Raw genomic sequence first — 22051 nt, 5'->3', positions numbered from 1 at the left:
GATAAACTAGAAATGAAATTTTAACTGGATAGGTCCTTGAAGCCCCAAAGAAAGGTGGTCCGGATGACAGAACGGTATCCCGAAATCGATGAGGTTATCGCCTACATTCAGCAGAACATTCACGAGCCGCTCCCGTTGCCCAGATTGGCCAAATATGCGGCGTACAGTCCGTTTCATTTTTCGCGCATTTTTAAAGAACGAATGGGGCTGCCCCCGCTGTATTACGTCTCCGCCATGCGTTTGCAAAAGGCAAAGGACCTGCTGCTGCGGACGGACATGACGATCCGCGACATCGGTTTGGAAATCGGCCAGCAGAGCCTTGGCACCTTCACGACCCGCTTCACCGAACGGGTTGGCATGACTCCGTCGGATTTTCGCAATTCCATCCGTCATGCCGGTGATCTGCTGCGCTCGTTGCAGCATTTTAATGAAGGCAGGTTAAGAGGCTGGAAGATGAACCGGCCGGGGAATATCGGTGGGACGGTGCAGGCGGCGTCGGCTTTTTCCGGGGTGATCTTTATCGGGCTGTTTGCCAAACCGATTCCGGAAGGACTGCCCCTTTACGGTACTTTACTGTTTTCCTTGGGGGAGTTTTGCTTCACCGGCGTCAAGCCGGGCACTTATTATCTGATGGCGACTTCTCTCGATTGGGGCACGAATGCCAATGATATTTTGCTGCCGCAGCGTACGCTGCGGACGCGCTTTCATCATCCGATCGCCGTTAAACCGGGGATTCCGGTGCCTTATCAAGAGGTTATGCTGTACCCTCCGCGGGCCGACGACCCGCCGATTCTGATATCGCTTTCCGTGCTGATGAATCGTTTTTTAAGGAGATCGCTGCAAAAAAGCAATCGGTAAGAAATTTTTGGCTCGAAGAAAAGGTACAATGTTATGGGACATACTGATGAGGAAGTCAGAATCCAACACCAAAGGAGCACGTACAATATGACAATGCGGTTAACCCCTTATCTCGTGATGGACGGCAACGCCAAGGAAGCCATTTCATTTTACGAAAAAGCTTTGGAAGCTAAGGTCATTATGCTTCAATCGTTTGGAGAAATGCCGGAAAATCCCGAATTTCCACTGCCGGAGGCAGCGAAGGATCGCGTTTCCCATGCGCTGCTGAAAGTCGGAGAATCCGAGATGATGTTTTCGGACACGTTTCCGGGCCAGCCTCACCAAAGCGGAACTCAGGTGACGATCTGCCTGACGACAAATGACGCCGAACAGGCGAAACGTATGTTTGAAGCGCTGGCTGAGGGCGGCCGAATCAATATGCCGCTTCAGGAGACGTTTTTCAGTCCGGCCTACGGTTCGCTGACCGATAAGTTTGGCGTTACGTTTCAAATCTTCGTGGAAGGAAAAATTTAATTATCCTTCAAGGCAGGCGGGACGCCGGAGCTAAAATTCCGGCGTTCTTTTTTTCATAAATGCTTGAAATTACCATATGATTTTGGAGTAATGTTTCATTTTGCGGCGGGTTGAAGCTTCCGAAACGGGGTACGCTTAAAAAAGGACTGCAGCATAGGGAGGCGGTGGCGGAAATGAAAATTATCATCACGCAAAGCGAAGCCGTGGAGAAAGGAATTTGGCCCGAAGTCAGAAAGCGGTTCGGCTTGTCCGAAGAGGATGAGGTATGGGAGCGGGAGGAGTTCATTCTCACGGAGGAGGAAGCGCGGAATTACGGGTTAATCCATTAAACGGGCCGAAAATCCCCAAGGAATGGATTGCATTACGCGGGAGCGGGCGGTTAATATGGGGTATAGACTAAGCGCCGTATGCTTTTCCGCATGCGGACGGCTTCTTGGTGGGAGGAATGTATGATGAAAATTGAAGTTTGGTCGGATTTTAGCTGCCCGTTTTGTTATATCGGGAAAAGACGTCTGGAGAAGGCGCTGGAAGCTTTTGAGCACAGGGAAGAAATACAGGTGGTGTACCGCAGCTTTGAACTGGACCCGGAAGCTCCAAAGGACGCGGAATTAAGCATCCACGAGCTGCTGGCCGTTAAATATGGCTTAAGCCTGCCCCAGGCCAAGGAATCGAATCAGAACGTGGCGGCCCAAGCAAAGGCCGAGGGGCTTGATTATCATTTCGACACGGCCATTCCGACAAATACGTTTGACGCTCACAGGCTTTCGCATTATGCCGGGGAAAAAGGGAAGGCTAAAGAGATGACGGAAAGATTATACCGGGCTTATTTTACGGACTCATTACATATCGGCGACAGGGATACGTTGGTTCGGCTGGCGGAAGAGGCAGGGCTGGACGGCCGGGAAGCCGGGGAGGTATTGGACCAGAACCGGTACGCCGATCAGGTGCTGGAGGATGAGCGGGAAGCCCGGCAGCTTGGCATCCGCGGCGTTCCGTTCGTCGTGCTGCGCGGCAAGTACGCGGTGTCCGGAGCACAGCCGCTGGAAATTTTTCAAGGAGCGCTGCTGCGCGCTTGGGAGGATCAGGCATAGCTTAAAATGAATACAATGGAAAGACAAAAAACGCTGATCCGTTAAGGATCAGCGTATGTTTAGCTTTATGTAAACGACACATAAAAAATAAAACTTGTATTACTTCAATTTCTATGATAAAATGACGGATAGCCAAATCACATATGCTTCATACAATAATCTACTCAATAATAGCATAATATCAATGATTTGTCAAATGGATTTGGGCGACCCAGATAGAAAGACTTGGCAATTATTTATTTAGGGTGGGGGTCTGAAAATGACGGAGGACTTGAAGCATAATGAAACGGAATTTACCGACGACCTGACGCTGCCGCCAGGAATAAAAATCGATGACCCGGTACGTATGTATTTGAAGGAAATCGGGCGTGTTCCTTTGCTATCCGCCGAAGAGGAAATCGAACTCGCGCAGCGGATCGAAAACGGCGATGAGGATGCCAAACGCCGTTTGGCCGAAGCGAATTTACGGCTCGTCGTCAGCATAGCCCGGCGTTATGTCGGGCGCGGCATGGTTTTTCTGGATTTGATTCAAGAAGGCAATATGGGCCTGATTAAAGCGGTCGAAAAATTCGACTACTCCAAAGGCTTCAAGTTCAGCACCTATGCAACGTGGTGGATTCGCCAAGCGATTACGAGAGCGATCGCCGATCAGGCCAGAACGATCCGGATTCCGGTGCATATGGTCGAAACGATCAATAAATTGATCCGGGTTTCCCGGCAGTTGCTGCAGGAAATCGGACGGGAGCCAACGCCGGAGGAAATCGCCAAGGAAATGGATATTTCGCCGGATAAGGTACGCGAGATTATGAAAATCGCCCAAGAGCCGGTTTCGCTGGAAACGCCGATCGGCGAGGAGAACGACTCGAACCTCGGCGACTTTATTGAAGATCACGACGCCCCGGCGCCCGCGGAAGCGGCGGCCTACGAACTGCTCAAGGAACAGCTGGAGGAAGTGCTCGACACGCTGACCGAACGGGAAGAAAACGTGCTTCGGCTCCGCTTCGGAATGGACGACGGGCGGACGAGAACGCTCGAAGAGGTTGGCAAGGAATTTGGCGTTACCCGGGAGCGGATCCGGCAAATTGAAGCCAAAGCGCTTCGCAAATTGAGACATCCCAGCCGCAGCAAACGGCTGAAAGACTTTATGGAATAAACCAAAGAAGCGGTCCATCGGGATTTGACGGATGGACCGCTTCTTTTTTTGCCTGCAATTATTTTCGCGTTGAACGAGAACGCCCTCTTATCAGGCTAATTTGCCCCAGGACTTTCGAGGTGAGCGGGCGAACGCTGCGATAGTTCACCTTCCGGCCCCGCTGCGCGCGGAGAATCGCGGATTTGCCCGGACGGGCCACGCGTGTTCCGAACACCTGCATAAACCAATGCACCGGATAGGAAATCGACAGCCGGCCGTTTTCGGAACCGGCAAAATTGACGGCCGCCGCCAGATTGCCGCGCTCGGTCAGCCAGACGGACCCGGAGTCGCCGGCCAGCGATACCGGGCGTTTGCCGCGAATGACGCTTTGGTCCTTGAAGGTGATCGTCCCGAGGTTGCCGTAATCGCCGTAATCGACCCGGATGTCCGTATGGATCGACTCGACGGTGCCGGTGACGACCCCGGTGGTCCGCCCGATTTTTTTGAAGCGGTCCCCGACTTTATAGGTGACGACATGCCCCGGGACGGCTCCGAAAACGGCGTAGGCCGGTTTGAGCAAATCGCGGCGCAGCGGTTTCGAGGTCGCGGCATCCAGATAATTGGCGCTTTTCTTGCGGAGCTTGACAAAGCGGTCCAGACTTCCGATCCGGTCCTTGGAGCCGCGGCCGCCGTCCGCTCCTCCCGGCTGAAGCGTTGCCGAGTATCGCGGCGTGTTGTTGTTTGCAAGCACGTGGTTGTTGCTTAGGATATAGCGGCCGCCCCCGGAACGTTTGTCGCTGACGATCAGGCCGGCCGTTCCCGATGCGGCGGAAGTACCGACGCTATACCCGGCGACGACCGGGCGGATGCGGCCGGTGAAGGTTAGCGTGGAGCGGGCGCCTGGTTTACCGTGTTTGCAAAAGCGCCGGCAACGAACGATGCGAAACGGCACGCCGGATGCGGATTTTAGCTGGAGCGGCACAGCGGGCGGCCGTTTTTTGACTTTTCTTTTTTTATGGGCGGTGGAAGAAAGGGCTTCGGCGTAAACGATGATAGCGGCGCCTTTTCGCGGGCGTTTGGGATCATGCAGGCCGACGCCGACGCCGTGGATGCCTGTTCGTTTGAGCAAGCGTTTGGCAATGCGCTGCTTCAGCAAATAAGCTTTACGAAAACTGGCCAATAGGTATCACCTTTTCTCGCGTTTTTGCGGATTTGCTTTATCATATGCAGCGGCGGGAAAGGTTGACTGTCCGTGAGTTTGCCGGCTTGTTGACCTAACGGATGCACATATTGCCCAGCCAGGCAAACAGAACGCCCAGCAAAACGGAGGATATGACGTAAACGGCGGCGTTTCGCTTCCGCCCTTGCTCGATCAGGCCGATCGTTTCGTAACCGAATGTGGAAAAAGTCGTATAAGCTCCGCAAAAGCCGACCCCGAACATGAGCCAGCTCCATTCAGGGATACCGTGACGGGTATGTAAAGCTGACAAAAGACCGAGGAGGAAGGAACCGCTAAGGTTAATCGCCCAGGTCCCGTACGGGAATCCGGCACCCATTTTGCCGGATATCCATTTTCCCAGATAATACCGCAGAAGCGTCCCCAATATGCCGCCTGCGCCAACGCCCAAGATGCCGATCATGCCGCACCTTCCCCTTGACGGCGGCGGTTCTTTCCGGCGATCCGCACGCCGAGCCCGGCCATGAACAGGCCGCCGATCACGTTCGCCAGCGCGTAAGCGGCCGCCGTTCCGGGACGGCTGGAGCTTAGTGCTTCCAAGGTCTGCACGGAAAAGGTGGAGAAGGTCGTAAATGCTCCGGTAAAGCCTGTTCCCAGGCCAAGGCGCAGGTGGGAAGGAATCTTCCGCAGCGGTGCGGCGGTAAAAAACCACCCAAGAAACAAGCAGCCGGACAGGTTAATAACGACGGTAGAGAGGGGAAAGGAGCCGACAGCGGGAATCCATAACCCCAGTCCATAACGCAGCAGCGAACCGAAAAGCCCGCCGATCATCAGCGCGATTACATTCAAAGCGATCATCCTCCTAAAAAATAGACAGACTCCTACCAGCAGCTGCTGGTAGGAGTCATTAGCTCGGGGAGCGGTTCAGGCGAACTCCATCGCCTTTAATACTGGGTCCATTTTAGTCGATGGAACGCGGGGAGTCAATATTACACTTTAAATGACCGCTTTAAGTGGTAATGGTAATCGTGGGGGCGGAGATTGTGGGCTGCGTCGTAATCGTGGACGTGACATCGCCGAAGCTGTTGACTTCCAATTGAACGGGAACGCCTGCGCTGATATCCGTCGTGGCCAAAACCAGGCTTGCCGTCGTCAACGTGGACAGTGACTGCTGCTGGATCACGCCGTTGACATACACGTTAAAGAAGTCGCTCCCGGTCAAGGCGGGCAAAGCGGTGACGGCCGTGTCCGTGTCATCGACGAAACTCCCGGCGGGAATGGTGATGTCCGTGGCTCCGATCATTGCGGCCGTAATCGTGGCGAAAAAGCGGGTGACGGTCGGGGAAACCGTCGTGGTGATAGCTCCGCCCGATGCAACCGGAGCGGTTGCTGTCGCGGTAAAGACGGGTTTTACTACCGGCATGGTATTACCTCCTAATCTAGAATGTTATCGAGAGACTCGATATATCACATATAATGTTCAGGTTGACTTAATAGAAGCGGCGCATCTTCATCGGCAAAATATGTAATTTTTTGCGGGGGAGCAGGATATTTGTCTATTTCGCCTCTACACGAAAGCACATATGATAATGCAGGCGAATAACGAGGCACAATACAGCATTTCCGTGTGGGAGGAATGGCAAGTGGGGAAAGGAAAGTGTGCCCCAGGGGGAAAAAGAAAGAGAGGCACGAGAAGCCGCAAAAAGAGGGCCGCCGCATATTATGCTCTGCGTGCACAAAACCGGAGATTGCGCGGCCGTCTTATCATATGCTGGAAACGGATGCGGCGGATAGAGCATCTGCTTCATGAGCGCCACGGGCAAATGGAACGCCCGGGAGCGGGAGGCGGCTCCGGCGGCTCCGGCGTCCCCGGTTTGCCGGGGGCGAATGGCCCGGCAGGCGCTCCGGGGGGACCGGGTCCCGCGGGAAATGCAGGGCCGACGGGACCGCATGGAGCTCTCGGGCCACCGGGAACGATCGGGCCGGTGGGTCCGCAGGGACCGGCGGGAGAAGCGGGACCGCGCGGTCTGGAGGGCCCGCGGGGACCCGTGGGAGAAGCGGGGGCGTACGGTCTGGTGGGTCCGCAGGGACCTGTGGGAGAGGCGGGGGCGTACGGTCTGGCGGGGCCGCAGGGACCTATGGGAGAAGCGGGGGCGTACGGTCTGGCGGGTCCGCAGGGACCTATGGGAGAAGCGGGTCCCCAGGGGCCGGTGGGACCGCAAGGGCTAGCGGGCGATCCAGGTCCGCCGGGGCAAGTGGGTCCGCAAGGGCCGGCGGGGGATCCAGGGCCGGTGGGGCCAGTGGGTCCACAAGGGCCGGCGGGAGAAGTGGGTCCCCAGGGGCCGGTGGGACCGCAAGGGCCAGCGGGAGAAGCTGGACCACAGGGGGCAGTGGGTCCGCAAGGGCCGGCGGGAGAAGCGGGTCCCCAGGGGCCGGTGGGACCGCAAGGGCCGGCGGGAGAAGCGGGGCCACAGGGGCCAGTGGGACCGCAAGGGCCGGCGGGAGAAGCGGGGCCACAGGGGCCAGTGGGTCCGCAAGGGCCAGCGGGAGATCCAGGGCCGGTGGGAGAAGCGGGTCCGCAGGGGCCGATAGGCCCGCAAGGCCCCGAGGGGCCTCCTGGCCCCCCCGGACCTCCCGGCGGCGCGATTCAGGTAACGCCTACCGTGTTCCGCTACTTTTATTTTCCTCCTGCTAATTTACAAGGGGATGTCACCGTCCCGGCGAGCGAGTTTACGGATGACCAGGGAAATCCGCCGGCCGCATTTTCCGGGCTTGGCAGCGAATCATATGCCAATTTGTATATAAACGGCGTAATGCAGGAAGGCAGCCTGTATACGCTGTCCCCCCAGGCTTTGACGCTTTTGCTCGGTCAGGATATGATATTGGCGGGGACGCCGATTATTATCGAAATCGTGCAGATTACGGCCCAAGCCATAATCTGAAAATCATTTTTATCACATAATGCGTGCCGCATAAAGGGCGAGGCGTTATGGCCTTGCCCCTAATTTTTGCTGGGAGGAGCCCAATGGATATTAAGGGAATTAACCATTTCTGCTTTTCGGTAGCCGATCTGGAGCGGTCGATTGCTTTTTATGAACAGGTATTTGACGCAAAAATGGTCGTGAAAGGGAGGAAACTCGCCTATTTCGATTTACACGGTTTATGGATCGCTTTGAATCAAGAAGACATCCCCCGGGACAAAGAGAACCGTACATACACGCATATCGCGTTTACGATCGAAGAAACGGATTTTGACGCTGTTCTGGACAAGCTGCGGCAATTGAGCGTAGAAGTGCTGCCGGGGCGCGAGAGGGATGTGCGGGACAAAAAATCGATTTATTTTTTCGATCCCGACGGGCATCTGTTTGAATTCCATACGGGAACGCTGGCGGATCGTCTCGACTACTACCGGGCGGAAAAAAGCCACATGACCTTTTACTGAAAAGCTTCGGCGGCTTTAGAGCATTTTTTGTTGGGCTTTTGCCCCGTATCAGCTAGAATAAAGACAAGCCCGGAAATTTAATGGTTATAGCAGCAGCTATTTTCCGAAAAAAAACCTTTTCTACACTGGCGTTGCATTAACGCCTACACAAAATCTCTGGTACACCTAGCCCGCTATTTCATTTGAGATCACGCCAGAAATCTAACGGTTGTATTAGTCGCTATTTTGCCAAAAAAGCCCCTTTCTAAATTTTAACGGTTGTGAGCGCAGTTATCTGCTCAAATCTGATTCCAAATATCCGGGTTTTAGCTAAATAAGCGCTATGGCAACCGTTAGAATTCGAAAACGGCGATATTGGAGCAAATAGCGGCTGTGGCAACCGTTAGAATGTGGTGGCGAGAAAATGTATCTTGTCGGATTTAATACAACTAGTGCGGACAAATCCCGAATACTAAATCAAAGTGAAGTAGGCTCAAGTACATGAAAAAGTTCAAAAAGTTTTATATCGAAACGACCAGCATTTGCAATTTGGCGTGCAGCTTTTGTCCGCCGACGCACCGCAACGCGCAGTTTATCAAAACGGAAGACTTCAGCAAAATTTTGGACGACATTAAACCTCATACGGATTACATTTATTTCCACGTTAAAGGGGAGCCGCTGCTGCATCCTAAAATCGACCGGCTCCTGGACATCAGCCACGAAAAAGGATTTCAGGTAAACATCACGACCAACGGCACATTGATTCCGAAGGTTAAGGGTAAGCTGCTCGGCAAGCCGGCGCTGCGTCAGATGAATTTTTCGCTGCACAGCTTTGACGGGCATGAAGGCTCCGCGGACCGGGAGGGTTATTTGTACTCCATTTTGTCCTTCGTCCGGGAGGCCGTCGCTTCGTCCGATCTGATCGTTTCGTTCCGGCTCTGGAACTTGACGAAGGATAACGAAACGAACTTGCAGCGCAAGCGCAACCGCGAGACTTTGGAGATCATCGAAAAAGAATTTGGCCTGGACTACCGCATCGAGGAGAAAGTCGTACCCGGCAGCGGAGTTCAATTGGCCGAGCGGATTTACTTGAATCAGGACCACGAATTCGCCTGGCCGGATTTAAAAGCGCAGGAGGACGACGGCAAGGGCTTTTGCCATGCGCTCCGCAATCAGGCGGGGATTTTGGTCGACGGTACGGTAATCCCTTGCTGCCTCGACGGCGAAGGGGTGATCAATTTAGGCAACGTGTACAAAACCCCGTTTTCGGAAATTATCGAAGGAGAACGGGCCAACCGGTTGTACGAAGGTTTTTCGCGCCGGACAGCGGTGGAAGAACTGTGCCGGAAATGCGGGTACCGCCAGCGTTTTGGCGGTGGAGCTTAGGAGCCGGACTCAATAAGAGAGAAGGGGAAAATGAAAGGAGCCAGTACGGCTCCTTTTTGAGTAGATTGGGGTAGGGTCGACGCATAATTAGCATATCCGCCAAGTGGCCGGGGCTTTTATCTCAGTTTCGCGGGGTCCACCTTCGGGACGAGCCCTTCGGCCGCGGCGCGGTCGAGCAAGGCGGTTACGGCGGCATAGCCGTCTTCGCCCAGCTCCGCCGTGTAGCGGTTGACGTACAGGTTGATGTGCGCCTGCGTCACTTCCGGCGACATTTCCTGCGCGTGGCTCATCACGTAATCGGCGGAAGCTTCAGGATGCGCCCAGGCGTATTCGACGGATTCCCGCGTCCAGCGGGCGAGGGCCGCCAGGTCAAGCGAGCGGCGGGCGATGATGGCGCCCAGCGGAATCGGCAGCCCCGTATCGGATTCCCACCAGCTGCCCAGATCTTGAAGCATCTTGAGCCCGTAGTTCTGATAGGTGAACCGGGCTTCGTGAATGACCAGCCCGGCGTCGATATCGCCGCGCTGCACCGCCGGCATGATCTCGTCAAACGGCATGACGATGATTTCGCCGACGCCGCCCGGGACATGCTGTGCCGCCCACAGGCGGAACAGCAGATAGGCGGTCGAGCGTTCGCTCGGGACCGCCACCCGGCGTCCGGACAGGGCGGACGCCTCGTCCGTGCCGCCAGCCGTTCCGGCGGTCAGGACAAGCGGCCCGCAGCCGCGTCCCAAAGCGCCGCCGCAGGGCAGCAGCGCATATTCGTCCAGCAGCCAAGGCAGAGCCGCGTAGGAAACTTTAAGCACATCCGGTCTGCGGCCGGATGCCGCAAGGCCGTTCGTTATGTCGATATCCGCATAAGTCACGTCCAGCTCGGGCGCGCCGGGGATCAGTCCGTGCACCCAGGCGTGAAAAACGAAAGTATCGTTGGGACAAGGGGAAAAAGCGATGTTCATGATTGCAGCACCTCCGGTAGTATTGAGCAGGCTTGTTCCAGCGCCTGCAGGGCGTCGCCGATTTTCCACAGCTCGCGCCGGCGCGGGCCGACCGCGTTGGAAATGGCCCGCAGCTCCAGCGACGGAAGGCCGAACTGGCGCGCCGCTTCGGCGACGCCGTAGCCTTCCATCGCTTCGGCTCCCGCGCCGGGGAAGCGGGCCCGCAGCGCTTCGGCCGTTTCTGCCGTACCGGTCGCGGTCGACAGCGTCAGGACCGGCCCGTAATAGGCCGGAAGCCCGGCAGCGGCAAGGGCGTCCGCCCAGCGGGCGGCAAGGCGGCGTTCCACCGCGATCCGCGCGGAGCCGAAGCCGAGCTCGTCCACGCTCGCAAAGCCGTCCGGCGTTTCCGCGCCCAGATCGGCGGCGATGATTTCGCTGGCGACGACCAGCGAACCGACCTCGGCGACCCCGTGAAATCCGCCGCCGATGCCCGCGCTGATGACGAGCTCGAATTCGCCGCCAGCCGCAGCGAGCGCTGCCGCCGTGGCCGCGGCGGCCGCTGCCGGGCCAACGCCGGCGAGCCGCACCTCGGCCCCGGCATGTCCGCCCAGCCCGCGTTGCACGGCATCCCGCTCCGCCTCCACCGCCGTCATGATCAGGACGCGCTTCGGCGCACGAAACGAAGCAGTGCCGGCCGGGGCGAGTCCGGGACGATGTATTGAATCAGAAAGGTTCATAACAGCTTGACAACTCCTTAACCAAACTCACTCTTCAAATTATATAGCTCCGTCCCGGGAAATCCAAGCGGGGCTCGGCCAGGCCCGCCGAATTCAGGGCCGATCCGCGGAGCAACTGCAGCGCTTGGCAGCGGCCGTACCGGCCGGGGCCGAGGCGGCAAAAACCGGACCTTGAGCCTACGCAAACCTGCGTACAAAAGCTCAAGGTCCGGTTTTAGAAAAGCGGATTTTATCACTCCCCGGCGGCGGTCAGGCTCTCTGGTATTGAACGGGACGCTCCAGCGTCGTGCGCAGTTCCTTGGCCGCTTCGTAAGGCCAATAAGGATTGCGCAGCAATTCGCGGCCGAGGAACACAAGGTCGGCGCGGCCGTTCCCGATAATTTCTTCCGCTTGGAGCGGGCTGTTGATCAAGCCGACCGCCCCGGTAGCAACGGCTGCCTGGGCGCGGATTTGATCCGCCAGATTTACCTGATAGCCGGGGAACACGTCGATCGGCGCCGGCACGAGCCCGCCGGAGCTGCAGTCGATCAAATCGACGCCCTGTTCCTTCATTCGCCGGGCATAATCGATATATTGATCTAGCGAGTTGCCTTCCGGGGCGTATTCATTGGCCGAAACCCGCACGAACAGCGGGCCGTCCCATACGCTTTTCACCGCGTCGATCACTTCGCCGAGCAGGCGGTAGCGGCCGTTTGCGTCGCCGCCGTATTCATCTTCCCGATGGTTCGAAACCGGGGAGAGGAATTCGTGGATCAGGTAGCCGTGAGCGCCGTGGATTTCGATCACATCGAACCCGGCTTCCTTCGCCCGGCGCGCCCCATCCCGGAAGCCTTCGACGATCCGCCGGATATCGCCGGCGTCAGCGGCTTTTGGCACTTTCATGTCCGGGAACGGGATGGCCGACGGAGCGACGATCGTCTCGTCCAGCACCGCTTTTCTGCCGGCGTGCGCGAGCTGAATCCCGATCTTGGCGCCGTTTTGGTGAACAAGGTCCGCGAGTTCCTTCAGCCCGGCGATATGCTCGTCGCTCCAGATGCCGAGGTCGTCATAGCTAATCCGTCCTTCGGGGGCGACGGCGGTCGCTTCCACGATAATGAGTCCGACGCCGCCGACGGCCCGGCTGGCGTAGTGAACCCGGTGCCAGTCGGCGATTTTTCCGTCCTGGTTCGAGGAAGAATACATGCACATAGGAGACATGACGATCCTATTTTTTAAAGTAACTTGCTTTACCGTCCATGGGGAAAACAGTTTGGCGCTCATGATAACCACTCCTTTATATTTTTTAAAAAACCCACCTATTCTATCGTAATTCATGCCATACCGAGTTACAAGTACGCACATTTTTGTTGTATAGTATACTTTTTAATACTTAAAAATAAACGGGAGCTCAAGGAGATGCCGCTCAGGATATTTTCCGGACTTTCATGCTGAAGTTGTTCTCGCATCAGGGGGAACTCCGCCGCCGCAGCCGCCCTAAACGCTAAAAACCGCTTCGTCCGGCATTTTTGCAGTCCGGAACAAAGCGGTTTGCGATTTGGAATCGATTTGGAAAGCTCAAGCCTTTTTGCTGGCCTGGGCAAAACGGTCCTTGATTTGTTTGTTGTTGCGTTTCATCGCCGAGCGCTGATCGCGCAAAATTTGGGAGGAATTTTTATCCGAAGGGGCAAACAGCAGCGCTTCCTTCGGCTGAAAACCGATGGCTTTGGAGACGACTCCGTTTTTGGATACGAATACGCCGCGACTCAAGACGGCATCCCTCCTAAACATAGTTTGACAAATTGGATGATGACCGGATTTTTACTCATTATAGCATGATTGGCGCTCTCTTTGTAGCGGATGAATTTCCTGTAGTCCCAAGACGGGTCGGCCGGGAAGTGCAGTGTCAGCACATATTCTCCCGAGCGGATGCAGTAATAGAACATGCTTTTCGATTCCGTGAAAAAAACCTGCTCCTGCTGGTTCCCCAAATGGTAGGTCAACACGGCGTAGGAGCCGTTGTTGTCGAGGGTGTATTCAGCCGGTCCGTTCGCCTCGCCGGCCTGAGCCACGGCCTTTAGCCTGTCGTCCGACCGGACGTATAGCGTGGCCGCGCTGCAATCCTTGTAGTAACCGACCTGCTCGGCTATATACTGTCCGTAACGGTGTGCGATCATTCCGCCTTCAAAAGGGGAGATGAGTCTCTGAAGAAACGCCTCCGGCTCCCGCAGGCCGCCGATTTCCAGCTGCGGAAGCAGGCCGCTGATCAGCTCGAACGCATGATCGAACTGTTCCAGACGCTCGCTGTTCTGCTCAATTGACGGCTCCAGCGGCAGCAGCAAAGCGCCGCGCCTGAGCAGGTCGCTGAAATACCCGCGCCAATCGATCGGAACGCCCAGCGAAAGATCGTCAATGTATATTTTGCGTATGGCGATGTCGTAAAGCAGCAGCCATATGTAAGGATCGATATGATGAGGCAGGCCGGGCTCGGCAGCAAGGATATCCATCATTTGCCTGGAGCTCGGAAAACGTTCTTCCTTGGCGATAAACCGGTCGATGAACGGTTCAAGCAGCGGCTTGACGCTGCCGAAAAACAGCGATTTAAGCTGTACGTCGCCAAAGACGAGAATCGTTTTCCCGGCTTCAAACGCTTTGATGAATTCGAGATGAGTGACCGTTCGATCGGCATCGGGCTCATAGGTCCCGGCTTTGCTGCCGATAAACAACAGATAAATGTCGCATTCCTCCACCGCCTCGAGGCAGCGTAGCACAGGATCGGTTCCGGCCGGCCACGGACCGAGATTCTCCTCCCACATGACCGGCTCATGCCCCATAGCGGCCAGTTCCCGGAACGCGGTTTTGCGGAGAGGCTTCAACCCGTCTTCGTTCACGGAGCTAATGAACACCTTTGTTTTCGCCACGGCTAAATACACTCCCGGATCGGTATTTCCAGCATTTTCTTCCATTATACCCCAGCTTGGCGGAATTGGACATCACCGTTTTATCCCGCCGGCAGCGCAGAGGTCAGCCAGATGTCCTTAAAATCCATCCAGCCGAGATTGTTGATCGCGAGCCCCCGAATCGACGGGTGGACGTAAGTGTGCAGCTTTTGATGAACCAAAAACATCACCTGCGCCTCTTCCTGCAGCCGGAATTCGATTTGCCGAAGCAAAGCCTGGCGCCGTTCCGCGGAGGAGGAAGCCAGCACCTCGGACACCATGCCGAACACCCAGCGGGTCAGTTCCGGGGGCATAGTCCGGCGCAGGAAGCTGTTATCCATCAAATAGCATTCCAACTCGCAAACTTCATCTTCGGCGAAAACAAGGCAGGACAAAACGCAGTCCGCTTCCTGGGAAAGATCGGCCGTGTTGGCCATATTCGATTTATCCGCATAGCGGATTTCCACAGGAATTCCGATCGTGGCGCATTGCCACCGGATCCATTCCGCTTCATCGCGGTCCAGATAATTGGCGATAAGACGGATTGGGGTGCCGTCGTATCCGGACTCCTCCAGCAGCTGCCGGGCCGCCGCGGGATCGTGGCGGTGGATGCCAAGCGCGGCATCTTCGGTAGGGCGGAAACTGCGGGCCGGGTATCCCGGTTTTCCGGTATGCGCGAGCATGCCGGGACGGTCAATGATCAGATTGACCGCCTGGCGGAAAGCCAGCGACTGCTGGGGCCCCTTTTTGTTGCGGTTCCAGTTGATCAGGCTGCATCCTTTGCAAAGCTTCTCGATCCGTTCCCAATCCGTTCCGGCACGATCGGGAATGCGGGTATCGCCTCCGATAATCTGCTCCCATTTGATTCTGGAGGAATTCGGGATGTTGTCGGGCAGGAACACGAGGGTCACGCCGTCCAGATAAGCTCTGCCGAGAAAATACGCCGGGTTCACCTCCAGCTCCATCCGGCTGTCGCTCCAGTGCGTCAGGCGAAAAGGGCCCGTGCCGCTCGGCTGCGTCCAAAAAGCTTGCTCATCCCGGCCGAGCAGGTCGGAGGGAAGAAGGGAAGCGCAGGATGAACAGAGGAGGCGGGGGAACAGCCAGTTCGGCTGGGTCAGGAAAAATTTGACCGTTCTCGGGTCAGGCGCCTCCATCCGTTCCACGGTAGCCAACAGCCAGAGGTTGGCCGAACCGTCTTTCAGGCGGCCGAAGGTAAACATGACGTCTTCCGCGGTCAGCTCTTTGCCGTGGTGAAAACGGACGCCTTTACGCAGGTGGAACGTCCATTCGTCACCGTTTTCGTTATGCTCCCAATGGTGCGCGATCATCGGCACGACTTCGCCAAGCGTTCCGTCGAATTGGACCAGCCGGTCGAACAATTGCCGGACCAAATGCGAGTCGAACCCGTAAAACAGGTTGGCCGGATCGAGCGTCATCGGCTTCTTGTAAACAGGCAGCCGGAAAATGTCCCTGCAGCTTTGGCCGGCGGCGAGTTGCTCGATCCCGAATTGCTCGTTCATCCATAAAATAAACTGCTCCACCACCGGCTTATCCTCCTCGTGCTGATTGAGGAACTCAAACGCCTCCCGGTATTCCCCCTTTTGCGCCAGAGTTTGCGCCAGCTGCAGGAGAAAAGCGGGCCGGCCGATGCGGAAAACGAGCCGGGAACGGTGGCCGCGGCCCCGGCCGGGATGCCACTCGATCAGCTCTTCTTCCTGCAGCTTGCGGATAATCAGCTTGACGTTTCGCTCGGTGCAGTGAAACAGCTCCGTCAAATCCTCCAGCGCCACCTCCACTTCCCGCATTTCCGTCGATTCCGGCCCGGAAAAATGATTAAGCAAAGTTACATAACGTTCTGCCGTTAACATATGCGATCGCCTCCACAGCGGATATTATCTTGATGCTTGCAAGTACAAAGAACCGTAATTCCCGGACATGTCCCGCTTGTTTCCCTAAAAGGGGAAGTGCTTTGGCAATAGTGTACACTTTTTCTTCCTGCTTTTAAAGCGGATAATGAGAGCAGTTTAAACAGCTAGAATCAAACGGGAAGCCGTAAGGAGGTCATACGCATGAGTTTCGATGAATTTTACCGCAGGGAGCGGGAGCTGAAACAATTTCATGAAACAAAAAGCAAGCTTTACGAAGCTTGGCATATAGACGTCAAGATCATTCGGGAACGGTGCGGCAAGGGCAAAAGGGCGCAAAACGCGTGGGTGAAGACGCTTCGTTCTTTTTTTCAAATGGTCAAATGATAGAACTCTAAATTCGGCCTTTGCCCCGCAGCAACCAGAGCTCCGGACGCATATGGTGAATAAGCCATCTGATCCTATGCGTAAGGAGGATAAAATGAACATTTTAATGGTTGCGCCCGAGCAGATTCCGGTTCCGGGGAACGGATCGGTGGAAATTTGCATGCTGGCGATCGCCAAAGAGCTGGCCGCCCGCCATACCGTTACGATCCTCAGCAGACAGTCGAAAGGCTTGCCGCCGGTGAGCCGCACCGGCAAATTAACGATCGTCCGCGTGCCTTCGGGCAGTCCGAACCGATATATCGCTTCCGTGCTGAATTATTTAAAAGGCAGGAACTATGACCTGATTCAGGTCGACAACCGGCCCCATTACGCGGCCAAAATCAAAGCCGCTTTTCCGCGCACGCCGGTCTCCCTGTTCCTTCATTCATTAACTTTTGTGAGAAATACGTCCGCGGTGGCTGCCAGCATCGCCAAACCCGATCTCATCGTCGCCAACAGCAATTCGCTGAAAGCGAAATTGTCGGAGCGCTTTACCCGGTTGGCGGGCAAAATATATACGGTGCACCTGGGAGTCGATACCGAGCGTTTTAAACCGCCGGCCCGGCGAACAGTCGCTCCGGGTCAATTCCGGGTGCTGTTTGCCGGAAGGGTCATCCCCCGCAAAGGAGTCCCCGTTCTGATCAAAGCCATCGAACTGGTGCGGCGGGAATGCGCCGGAGCGAGCCTGACGGTCGTCGGAGGAGGAAAAGCCGGGTATTTGCGGGAGCTGCGCCGCTTGGCCGGCAAGCATCGGGTGCCCGTCCGCTTTGTGGGGAAGGTTCCGCATCGGCAGATCGACCGTTATTTCCGCCAGGCCGACTGCTTTGCTTGTCCTTCTCAAGAGCACGAAGCGTTCGGCCTCGTCAATGTGGAGGCGATGGCCTCCGGGCTGCCTGTCGTGGCCTCCAATATCGGGGGCATCGGGGAGATCGTAGGGCATGGCCACAACGGTTATTTGGTGAAGCCCTATTCGGACCCCCGGGAGCATGCCAAGTGGATTTTACAGTTGGCGAAACATCCGGAAGCGGCTGCAAAAATGTCCAAACAGGCCAGACGCGATGCGGTAAGCAAGTTCGGCTGGAACCAGACGGCCGCGAACCTGATGAAGATTTATAACCGGTATGTATCCTGAAAACACGGGCGGAGGATTGCTGCAGGCATCATGCGGCAATCCTCCGCGTTTTTGGATTAGTGCTATTTGTGCTGAACTTTTCCGTTCGCACGGGAATAGCGGATGACCGTGCGGAATATGTTTTTGTCCTTTAACTTCCTGAATATATACGGGTCCGGCGATGTATTGACTTCGAGGATCCAGGGACGCAGCTTTTGGTCGACGGCAATATCCGCGCCGATTTCGCGGATCCCGGGAAAAACCTTATGAAGGTGGTTGGCGACGTCTTCGCCAAGGTCTTGCAAGTCTGTGCAATATGCCTTGATTTTAGGGCCTTTCATATGGGGGGAAAACAGTTTTTCCACAGGCATTAGCGTGCCGTCGCTATGATAGTTGGTGACGATTTTTTTAGGGTGGGCCAGCCTACCGATGTAACCGGTGGTTTTCCAGACTTTTTGCGGCGTTTTTTGGACCATGACCCGCAGATCAAACGTGCGGTTTTGGTAGGTGAGCAGGTGAATGCCTTGTTGAACGAGGTAGTCCCCTTTTCGTTTATGCTGTTGGATAGACGCGTAAAGTTCGTCGAAAGTCTTGAAGGAACGGGCCTTGGTTTCGAGCTGGTACCGGTACGGGGCGGCGCTTGCCGCCGGTTTCAGCTCCACTCTCATCACTCCTTTTCCGAAGGAGCCGTTAACCGGTTTGACGTACACCATTTTGTGCTTCTTAAGCATGTTAAACAGGTTGGCCCGACTGAACTTGCGCATCTCCGGCAGGAAGGGCCTTAGTTTTTTGTTTGCCAGGAGCGCTTTGTTTTTTTTCCATTTGCTGATTACATGGCGCGGATGCCGGCCTGGTTTCATGGATTAAATTCCCCTTTGCGGCGTTTTACTGGCAGTGTATTCGCGGCTATGTCCGAAAGGAAAGGATAATGACCTATGCAGCGGAAAAAATCTGGCGGCGGCTTTGACAAAAAAAGTTAGCTATAATATAATTGTTATAACAACTAATTTGCGGAAAGGGAAGTATTGCGGATGGAGGCAGATCAACGCGGGGCCGACTTGGCGGTCGGCTTCATTATGGGCGTGACCTACCGGAAAATCGCGTCATTGCTGCAGCATCGTTTGAAGGAGTACGACATTACCCCGGAGCAGTGGTCCGTGCTTAATCAGATCGACCAATCCGAGGGTTTGATTCAAAAAGAAATCGCCGACCGCTGCGGCAAAGACAAGCCTACGACCACGCGCATCCTCGATTTATTGGAAAGCAAGGGCTTAATCTACAAGCAGACCGGAAAGCAGGACCGCCGCTCCTTTGCGGTGTTCAGTACGGAGCGCGGCAGGGCGTTAATCCGGGAAACAATCGCGCTGGAGCAAGGGGTCACGGAAGAGGTGAAGCGCTGCATGTCCGAAGCGGAGTACCTCATGCTGCTGAATTTGCTGGAGCGGGTCAACGCGCACATTTCCGGGCAGCTGGAGCACAATCAGATAGAGAGTGGGAGAAATCAGAGATGAAAGCATCAATTCAATCCGAGCCATTGTGGACGAGGTCGTTTATTTCGTTAACGATCTCTACTTTTTTGCTGTTTTTAAATTTGCATATGCTGCTGTCTTCATTTTCGGCTTACGTCAAAAACGAATTGGCCGCCACAGATTTGCAGGTCAGTCTGGTGACCAGCGTGTTTGCGGCTTCCGCCATCGTTACGCGCTTTTTGGCGGCGGCATTGTTAAAAAGAATGTCTTCGAACAGCTTGTTGTTCATCGGCCTGGCCATTGCGGCGGCCACGACTGCGCTGAACAGCCTGGCCGGTTCCGTCGGGGGGCTGCTGATCGTCAGGGCCGGATACGGGGTCGGCTTCGGGATCGCCAGCACGATTCTGCCGACGCTCGTTTCGCAAATCATACCGGTCCGGCGGATGGGGGAAGGCATCGGGTATTTCGGTTTGTCCACCAGCTTGGCGATGTCGGTTGGCCCGATGATCGGACTTAACGTGATGGGGCTGTTTGGATTCGGCACATTGACGCTGGCCGGTTCGGCAGCGGTGGTGATCATGATTCCGCTTTTGCTGCTGACCCGGGCGCTGCCGCCCGCATCCCGCGGCCAAGCAGCGGGCAAGGTTAATCAAGAGGAGGCGTCCGGCGGCCGAAAGGAAGGCGAAGGCAAGATAACCCGCGGCTTCAACCGCAAGCTCTTGTTCCCCGCTTTTTTAAATGTTGTATTGGCGATTACCTACAGCGGGTTGCTCAGCTTTATCGCGCTTTACGGAGAGTTTGTCCATTTGTCCCAGGTTGGCCTGTTTTTCCTGTTTAACGCCTTTACGATCGTCATTATCCGCCCGATCTCCGGCCGCATCTTCGACAGCAGGGGACATGCCGCCGTTCTTTTGCCCGCCGCCGTGTCGGTGATCGCCAGCATGGTGATCCTATCGTTCACAACGTCGCTGGGCATGCTGATTTTGTCGGCATTGCTGTACGGGCTTGGCTTTGGCGCGATTCAGCCGACGCTACAGGCCTGGATGATCCGAAGCAGCTCGCCCGAGCAATACGGTGCGGCCAACAGCATGTTTTACAATTCCACCGATTTCGGCGTTGCGATCGGATCGGTTATTCTGGGAGCGATCGCTTCCGCTACGGATTACGCCGTAATGTACCGGTATTCCGCCGGGTTTATGGGCATGTTCATGGTCATTTATTTGCTGGTCATGGCGGCGGCGCGGAGCGGGCAAGCTAGGGCAACCTCGAAACCATTGAACGATAAACTTGAGCGGGCAAGCGAAAACTAAAAAAACATTATTGACAAGAGCGGGGCGCAAAGGAATGACCTTTGTGCCCCGCTCTTTTTGGCTTTCCTTGAATCGAATACAAATTATGGATATAGGCCATATTACTGTTAGTTCACGGGTTGGAGGCGCGTTATGAGGAAACTAGGCCGAAATCTACGAAAAGGAAGCCGGGGGAGAGCCACGGCCCCTGCGGATCGGGAAATGGGTCAAAGATTAAGCGATGGCTTGGGCGGCTCATTATCCGGTACGCTTGCTTATCTCCGCTCAAAAATGGGGGGCAGCTCCGACGTCGTCATTCGCCGGCTGCAAAACCGCGGTCCGGAAGGAGAGGACATCGCTATCTGTTATGTTGGCGGGCTTATTGATCAAATGCTTTTAAGCGAATTGATCGACGATTTGGACAAGCGTTTTTTTGCTGCGGATCGGGACTATCAGCACCGGCCGATCGCCGAACAAATCAGTACCGGAAACGTAAAGCGGATTACCAGCGGCAGCGATCTGATCTCCTCCTTATTGACCGGTTCGGCCGCGATCATTATCGACGGGACGGAAGGCGCCATCGTTGCCCCCATATCGGGGGGACCGCGCAGATCGGTCGAAGAGCCTTCGACCCAGACCGTCATTCGCGGGCCAAAGGAAGGATTTACCGAGGAGATGTCCACGAATATGGCTTTGCTGAGACGAAAAATCAGGTCCCCCGATTTGCGTTTCGAAAGCAGAACGGTGGGGACGTATACGCAAACGGAGGTTGTCGTCGCTTATATCGAGGGAGTTGCCAATCCCGCTGTGCTTCAAGAGGTATTTAACCGCCTTGATGCCATTCATACGGACAGTATTTTGGAAGGCGGCTATATCGAAGAATTTATTCAGGATAAAGCCTTCACTCCGTTTCCGACGATTATGAACACAGAACGTCCCGACGCCGCGGCAGGATGTTTATTGGAGGGACAGGTTGTCATTCTGGTCGATGGCAGCCCGTTTGTGCTGATTTGCCCGGTCACGTTTTTCAAGTTTTTCCTGTCCAGCGAAGATTATTATCAACGTTACGATATTTCGACCTTTTTGCGTTGGATCCGCCTGCTTTCCTTTTTAGTCGCCATGCTGCTTCCTTCCTTATATATCGCCGTGACCACCTTTCATCCGGAAATGCTGCCGACCACGATGCTGATCAGTCTGGCGGCGCAGCGTGAAGGCACGCCCTTGCCGGCCCTGTTTGAGGCCTTGCTGATGGAAATCACGTTTGAAGTCATCCGCGAAGCCGGGGTTCGTATGCCGCGGGTGGTCGGGTCGGCGATTTCGATCGTCGGCGCGCTTGTATTGGGGCAAGCTGCGGTGCAAGCCGGTTTGGTATCCGCCGCGATGGTCATCATCGTGTCGTTTACGGCCATCTCCAATTTTGTCATCCCTACGTTCGGCATGTCGTCCGCGGTCAGACTAATCCGCTTCGGATTAATGCTCTTGGCCGGAACGTTTGGATTGTACGGCATTTTGGCCGGCCTGATCCCGCTCCTGATGCACCTGGTCTCCTTAAGATCGTTTGGGGTCCCTTATTTATTGCCGATCGCCCCTTTAAGCTTTGCAAATATGAAGGATGTCTTTATTCGGGCGCCCTGGCCGAAGATGAAGCAGCGTCCGGCGTACATCAATGAAGACAACAAAACAAGACAAGGCTCCGTACCGAACGACGGGCTGATTAAAAAGTAGG

The 22051-nt window shown here is 55.6% G+C and carries 24 protein-coding genes and 1 riboswitch; of the genes, 13 read left to right on the top strand and 11 right to left on the bottom strand.

The window, feature by feature from the left end; translation table 11 throughout:
- Window positions 1-63 precede the first annotated feature (63 nt).
- From NYE69_RS21090 to rpoD, 5 genes are all read left to right on the top strand, one after another.
- Entirely contained in the window at window positions 64-858 is a 795-nt protein-coding gene (locus tag NYE69_RS21090; protein ID WP_328271924.1) for a helix-turn-helix domain-containing protein, read from the top strand.
- Window positions 859-945: 87 nt separating this feature from the next.
- A complete protein-coding gene (locus NYE69_RS21085; RefSeq protein WP_328271923.1) occupies window positions 946-1371 on the top strand; it encodes a VOC family protein in 426 nt (141 codons plus the stop codon).
- Between the two features lie 173 nt (window positions 1372-1544).
- Window positions 1545-1700, top strand: coding sequence for a hypothetical protein (locus tag NYE69_RS21080; protein WP_164815249.1), 156 nt, complete (start codon window positions 1545-1547; stop codon window positions 1698-1700).
- Window positions 1701-1823: 123 nt separating this feature from the next.
- A complete protein-coding gene (locus tag NYE69_RS21075) occupies window positions 1824-2462 on the top strand; it encodes a DsbA family oxidoreductase (protein ID WP_328271922.1) in 639 nt (212 codons plus the stop codon).
- Window positions 2463-2721: 259 nt separating this feature from the next.
- Window positions 2722-3615, top strand: a complete 894-nt coding sequence (rpoD, locus tag NYE69_RS21070; RefSeq protein ID WP_036622545.1) for an RNA polymerase sigma factor RpoD — start codon at window positions 2722-2724, stop codon at window positions 3613-3615.
- A gap of 58 nt (window positions 3616-3673) precedes the next feature.
- Here the strand turns inward: rpoD and NYE69_RS21065 are convergent, their stop codons facing one another.
- The 4 genes from NYE69_RS21065 to NYE69_RS21050 all read right to left on the bottom strand — a co-directional run bounded on the left by NYE69_RS21065 (window position 3674) and on the right by NYE69_RS21050 (window position 6194).
- Window positions 3674-4774 carry a hypothetical protein gene (locus NYE69_RS21065; RefSeq protein ID WP_328271921.1) on the bottom strand — a complete coding sequence of 367 codons (1101 nt, stop codon included), beginning with the start codon at window positions 4772-4774 and terminating at the stop codon, window positions 3674-3676.
- A gap of 94 nt (window positions 4775-4868) precedes the next feature.
- Complete coding sequence (crcB, locus tag NYE69_RS21060) at window positions 4869-5234, bottom strand: fluoride efflux transporter CrcB (protein ID WP_328271920.1); 366 nt, start codon at window positions 5232-5234, stop codon at window positions 4869-4871.
- Window positions 5231-5629: a fluoride efflux transporter CrcB gene (crcB, locus tag NYE69_RS21055; RefSeq protein ID WP_340927765.1), complete on the bottom strand. Its 399-nt coding sequence runs from the start codon at window positions 5627-5629 to the stop codon at window positions 5231-5233. Before crcB (NYE69_RS21055) ends, crcB (NYE69_RS21060) begins: the two co-directional genes overlap by 4 nt.
- A 33-nt stretch (window positions 5630-5662) precedes the next feature.
- Window positions 5663-5723: riboswitch (Fluoride riboswitch) on the bottom strand.
- A gap of 57 nt (window positions 5724-5780) precedes the next feature.
- The gene (locus NYE69_RS21050; RefSeq protein ID WP_036622552.1) at window positions 5781-6194 is read right to left on the bottom strand and encodes a DUF4183 domain-containing protein; all 414 of its coding nucleotides are present in this window, start codon (window positions 6192-6194) and stop codon (window positions 5781-5783) included.
- Window positions 6195-6552: 358 nt separating this feature from the next.
- On the opposite strand from NYE69_RS21050, the gene NYE69_RS21045 reads away from it, so the two are divergent.
- The 3 genes from NYE69_RS21045 to NYE69_RS21035 all read left to right on the top strand — a co-directional run bounded on the left by NYE69_RS21045 (window position 6553) and on the right by NYE69_RS21035 (window position 9578).
- The gene (locus NYE69_RS21045) at window positions 6553-7713 is read left to right on the top strand and encodes a DUF4183 domain-containing protein (RefSeq protein ID WP_340927762.1); all 1161 of its coding nucleotides are present in this window, start codon (window positions 6553-6555) and stop codon (window positions 7711-7713) included.
- An 83-nt stretch (window positions 7714-7796) separates the two neighbouring features.
- The gene (fosB, locus tag NYE69_RS21040) at window positions 7797-8213 is read left to right on the top strand and encodes a metallothiol transferase FosB (protein WP_036622554.1); all 417 of its coding nucleotides are present in this window, start codon (window positions 7797-7799) and stop codon (window positions 8211-8213) included.
- A gap of 480 nt (window positions 8214-8693) precedes the next feature.
- Window positions 8694-9578 (top strand): radical SAM/SPASM domain-containing protein, encoded by an 885-nt coding sequence (locus NYE69_RS21035; protein WP_036622556.1) that lies wholly within the window; start codon window positions 8694-8696, stop codon window positions 9576-9578.
- Window positions 9579-9694: 116 nt separating this feature from the next.
- Here NYE69_RS21035 and NYE69_RS21030 read toward each other — a convergent pair whose 3' ends face one another.
- From NYE69_RS21030 to NYE69_RS21005, 6 genes are all read right to left on the bottom strand, one after another.
- A complete protein-coding gene (locus tag NYE69_RS21030; RefSeq protein WP_340927761.1) occupies window positions 9695-10534 on the bottom strand; it encodes a 1,4-dihydroxy-6-naphthoate synthase in 840 nt (279 codons plus the stop codon).
- Window positions 10531-11250: a futalosine hydrolase gene (locus NYE69_RS21025; RefSeq protein WP_340927759.1), complete on the bottom strand. Its 720-nt coding sequence runs from the start codon at window positions 11248-11250 to the stop codon at window positions 10531-10533. Before NYE69_RS21025 ends, NYE69_RS21030 begins: the two co-directional genes overlap by 4 nt.
- Window positions 11251-11499: 249 nt before the next feature.
- A complete protein-coding gene (gene namA, locus NYE69_RS21020; RefSeq protein ID WP_328273477.1) occupies window positions 11500-12510 on the bottom strand; it encodes an NADPH dehydrogenase NamA in 1011 nt (336 codons plus the stop codon).
- 294 nt (window positions 12511-12804) lie between these two features.
- Complete coding sequence (locus tag NYE69_RS21015) at window positions 12805-12996, bottom strand: hypothetical protein (RefSeq protein WP_036622564.1); 192 nt, start codon at window positions 12994-12996, stop codon at window positions 12805-12807.
- Window positions 12993-14147, bottom strand: a complete 1155-nt coding sequence (locus NYE69_RS21010) for a DUF4062 domain-containing protein (protein ID WP_164815282.1) — start codon at window positions 14145-14147, stop codon at window positions 12993-12995. The genes NYE69_RS21015 and NYE69_RS21010 overlap by 4 nt, the downstream gene beginning before the upstream one ends.
- Before the next feature lie 80 nt (window positions 14148-14227).
- Window positions 14228-16033, bottom strand: coding sequence for an SgrR family transcriptional regulator (locus NYE69_RS21005; protein ID WP_328273476.1), 1806 nt, complete (start codon window positions 16031-16033; stop codon window positions 14228-14230).
- A gap of 201 nt (window positions 16034-16234) precedes the next feature.
- On the opposite strand from NYE69_RS21005, the gene NYE69_RS21000 reads away from it, so the two are divergent.
- The gene (locus tag NYE69_RS21000) at window positions 16235-16417 is read left to right on the top strand and encodes a hypothetical protein (RefSeq protein WP_124331980.1); all 183 of its coding nucleotides are present in this window, start codon (window positions 16235-16237) and stop codon (window positions 16415-16417) included.
- Window positions 16418-16511: 94 nt separating this feature from the next.
- Window positions 16512-17588: a glycosyltransferase family 4 protein gene (locus NYE69_RS20995; RefSeq protein ID WP_340927754.1), complete on the top strand. Its 1077-nt coding sequence runs from the start codon at window positions 16512-16514 to the stop codon at window positions 17586-17588.
- A 62-nt stretch (window positions 17589-17650) separates the two neighbouring features.
- On the opposite strand, the gene NYE69_RS20990 is transcribed toward NYE69_RS20995, so the two are convergent.
- The gene (locus tag NYE69_RS20990) at window positions 17651-18427 is read right to left on the bottom strand and encodes a YheC/YheD family protein (RefSeq protein ID WP_340927752.1); all 777 of its coding nucleotides are present in this window, start codon (window positions 18425-18427) and stop codon (window positions 17651-17653) included.
- Window positions 18428-18598: 171 nt separating this feature from the next.
- On the opposite strand from NYE69_RS20990, the gene NYE69_RS20985 reads away from it, so the two are divergent.
- The 3 genes from NYE69_RS20985 to NYE69_RS20975 all read left to right on the top strand — a co-directional run bounded on the left by NYE69_RS20985 (window position 18599) and on the right by NYE69_RS20975 (window position 22050).
- Window positions 18599-19078 carry a MarR family winged helix-turn-helix transcriptional regulator gene (locus tag NYE69_RS20985; RefSeq protein WP_326045630.1) on the top strand — a complete coding sequence of 160 codons (480 nt, stop codon included), beginning with the start codon at window positions 18599-18601 and terminating at the stop codon, window positions 19076-19078.
- Entirely contained in the window at window positions 19075-20346 is a 1272-nt protein-coding gene (locus tag NYE69_RS20980) for an MFS transporter (protein WP_316561642.1), read from the top strand. Before NYE69_RS20985 ends, NYE69_RS20980 begins: the two co-directional genes overlap by 4 nt.
- 132 nt (window positions 20347-20478) lie before the next feature.
- Complete coding sequence (locus NYE69_RS20975; RefSeq protein WP_340927751.1) at window positions 20479-22050, top strand: spore germination protein; 1572 nt, start codon at window positions 20479-20481, stop codon at window positions 22048-22050.
- Window position 22051: the final 1 nt, after the last annotated feature.

This window comes from Paenibacillus sp. FSL R5-0527, from assembly GCF_038008055.1.
GTDB classification, from domain to species: Bacteria; Bacillota; Bacilli; order Paenibacillales; family Paenibacillaceae; genus Fontibacillus; species Fontibacillus macerans.
The sequence above is the reverse complement of the archived record's forward strand: the minus strand, read 5'-3'. Positions and strand labels throughout refer to the sequence as shown.

Bases quoted from the DNA above. Each gene is read 5' to 3' on its own strand.
- NYE69_RS21090 (WP_328271924.1), top strand. From the start codon at position 64: ATGACAGAACGGTATCCCGAAATCGATGAGGTTATCGCCTACATTCAG.
- NYE69_RS21085 (WP_328271923.1), top strand. From the start codon at position 946: ATGACAATGCGGTTAACCCCTTATCTCGTGATGGACGGCAACGCCAAG.
- NYE69_RS20995 (WP_340927754.1), top strand. From the start codon at position 16,512: ATGAACATTTTAATGGTTGCGCCCGAGCAGATTCCGGTTCCGGGGAAC.
- fosB (WP_036622554.1), top strand. From the start codon at position 7,797: ATGGATATTAAGGGAATTAACCATTTCTGCTTTTCGGTAGCCGATCTG.
- NYE69_RS20980 (WP_316561642.1), top strand. From the start codon at position 19,075: ATGAAAGCATCAATTCAATCCGAGCCATTGTGGACGAGGTCGTTTATT.
- NYE69_RS21075 (WP_328271922.1), top strand. From the start codon at position 1,824: ATGAAAATTGAAGTTTGGTCGGATTTTAGCTGCCCGTTTTGTTATATC.
- NYE69_RS20985 (WP_326045630.1), top strand. From the start codon at position 18,599: ATGGAGGCAGATCAACGCGGGGCCGACTTGGCGGTCGGCTTCATTATG.
- crcB (WP_328271920.1), bottom strand. From the start codon at position 5,234: ATGATCGGCATCTTGGGCGTTGGCGCAGGCGGCATATTGGGGACGCTT.
- NYE69_RS21050 (WP_036622552.1), bottom strand. From the start codon at position 6,194: ATGCCGGTAGTAAAACCCGTCTTTACCGCGACAGCAACCGCTCCGGTT.
- NYE69_RS21080 (WP_164815249.1), top strand. From the start codon at position 1,545: ATGAAAATTATCATCACGCAAAGCGAAGCCGTGGAGAAAGGAATTTGG.
- crcB (WP_340927765.1), bottom strand. From the start codon at position 5,629: ATGATCGCTTTGAATGTAATCGCGCTGATGATCGGCGGGCTTTTCGGT.
- NYE69_RS20990 (WP_340927752.1), bottom strand. From the start codon at position 18,427: ATGAAACCAGGCCGGCATCCGCGCCATGTAATCAGCAAATGGAAAAAA.
- NYE69_RS21005 (WP_328273476.1), bottom strand. From the start codon at position 16,033: ATGTTAACGGCAGAACGTTATGTAACTTTGCTTAATCATTTTTCCGGG.
- rpoD (WP_036622545.1), top strand. From the start codon at position 2,722: ATGACGGAGGACTTGAAGCATAATGAAACGGAATTTACCGACGACCTG.
- NYE69_RS20975 (WP_340927751.1), top strand. From the start codon at position 20,479: ATGAGGAAACTAGGCCGAAATCTACGAAAAGGAAGCCGGGGGAGAGCC.
- NYE69_RS21025 (WP_340927759.1), bottom strand. From the start codon at position 11,250: ATGAACCTTTCTGATTCAATACATCGTCCCGGACTCGCCCCGGCCGGC.
- NYE69_RS21045 (WP_340927762.1), top strand. From the start codon at position 6,553: ATGCGGCGGATAGAGCATCTGCTTCATGAGCGCCACGGGCAAATGGAA.
- NYE69_RS21030 (WP_340927761.1), bottom strand. From the start codon at position 10,534: ATGAACATCGCTTTTTCCCCTTGTCCCAACGATACTTTCGTTTTTCAC.
- namA (WP_328273477.1), bottom strand. From the start codon at position 12,510: ATGAGCGCCAAACTGTTTTCCCCATGGACGGTAAAGCAAGTTACTTTA.
- NYE69_RS21035 (WP_036622556.1), top strand. From the start codon at position 8,694: ATGAAAAAGTTCAAAAAGTTTTATATCGAAACGACCAGCATTTGCAAT.
- NYE69_RS21000 (WP_124331980.1), top strand. From the start codon at position 16,235: ATGAGTTTCGATGAATTTTACCGCAGGGAGCGGGAGCTGAAACAATTT.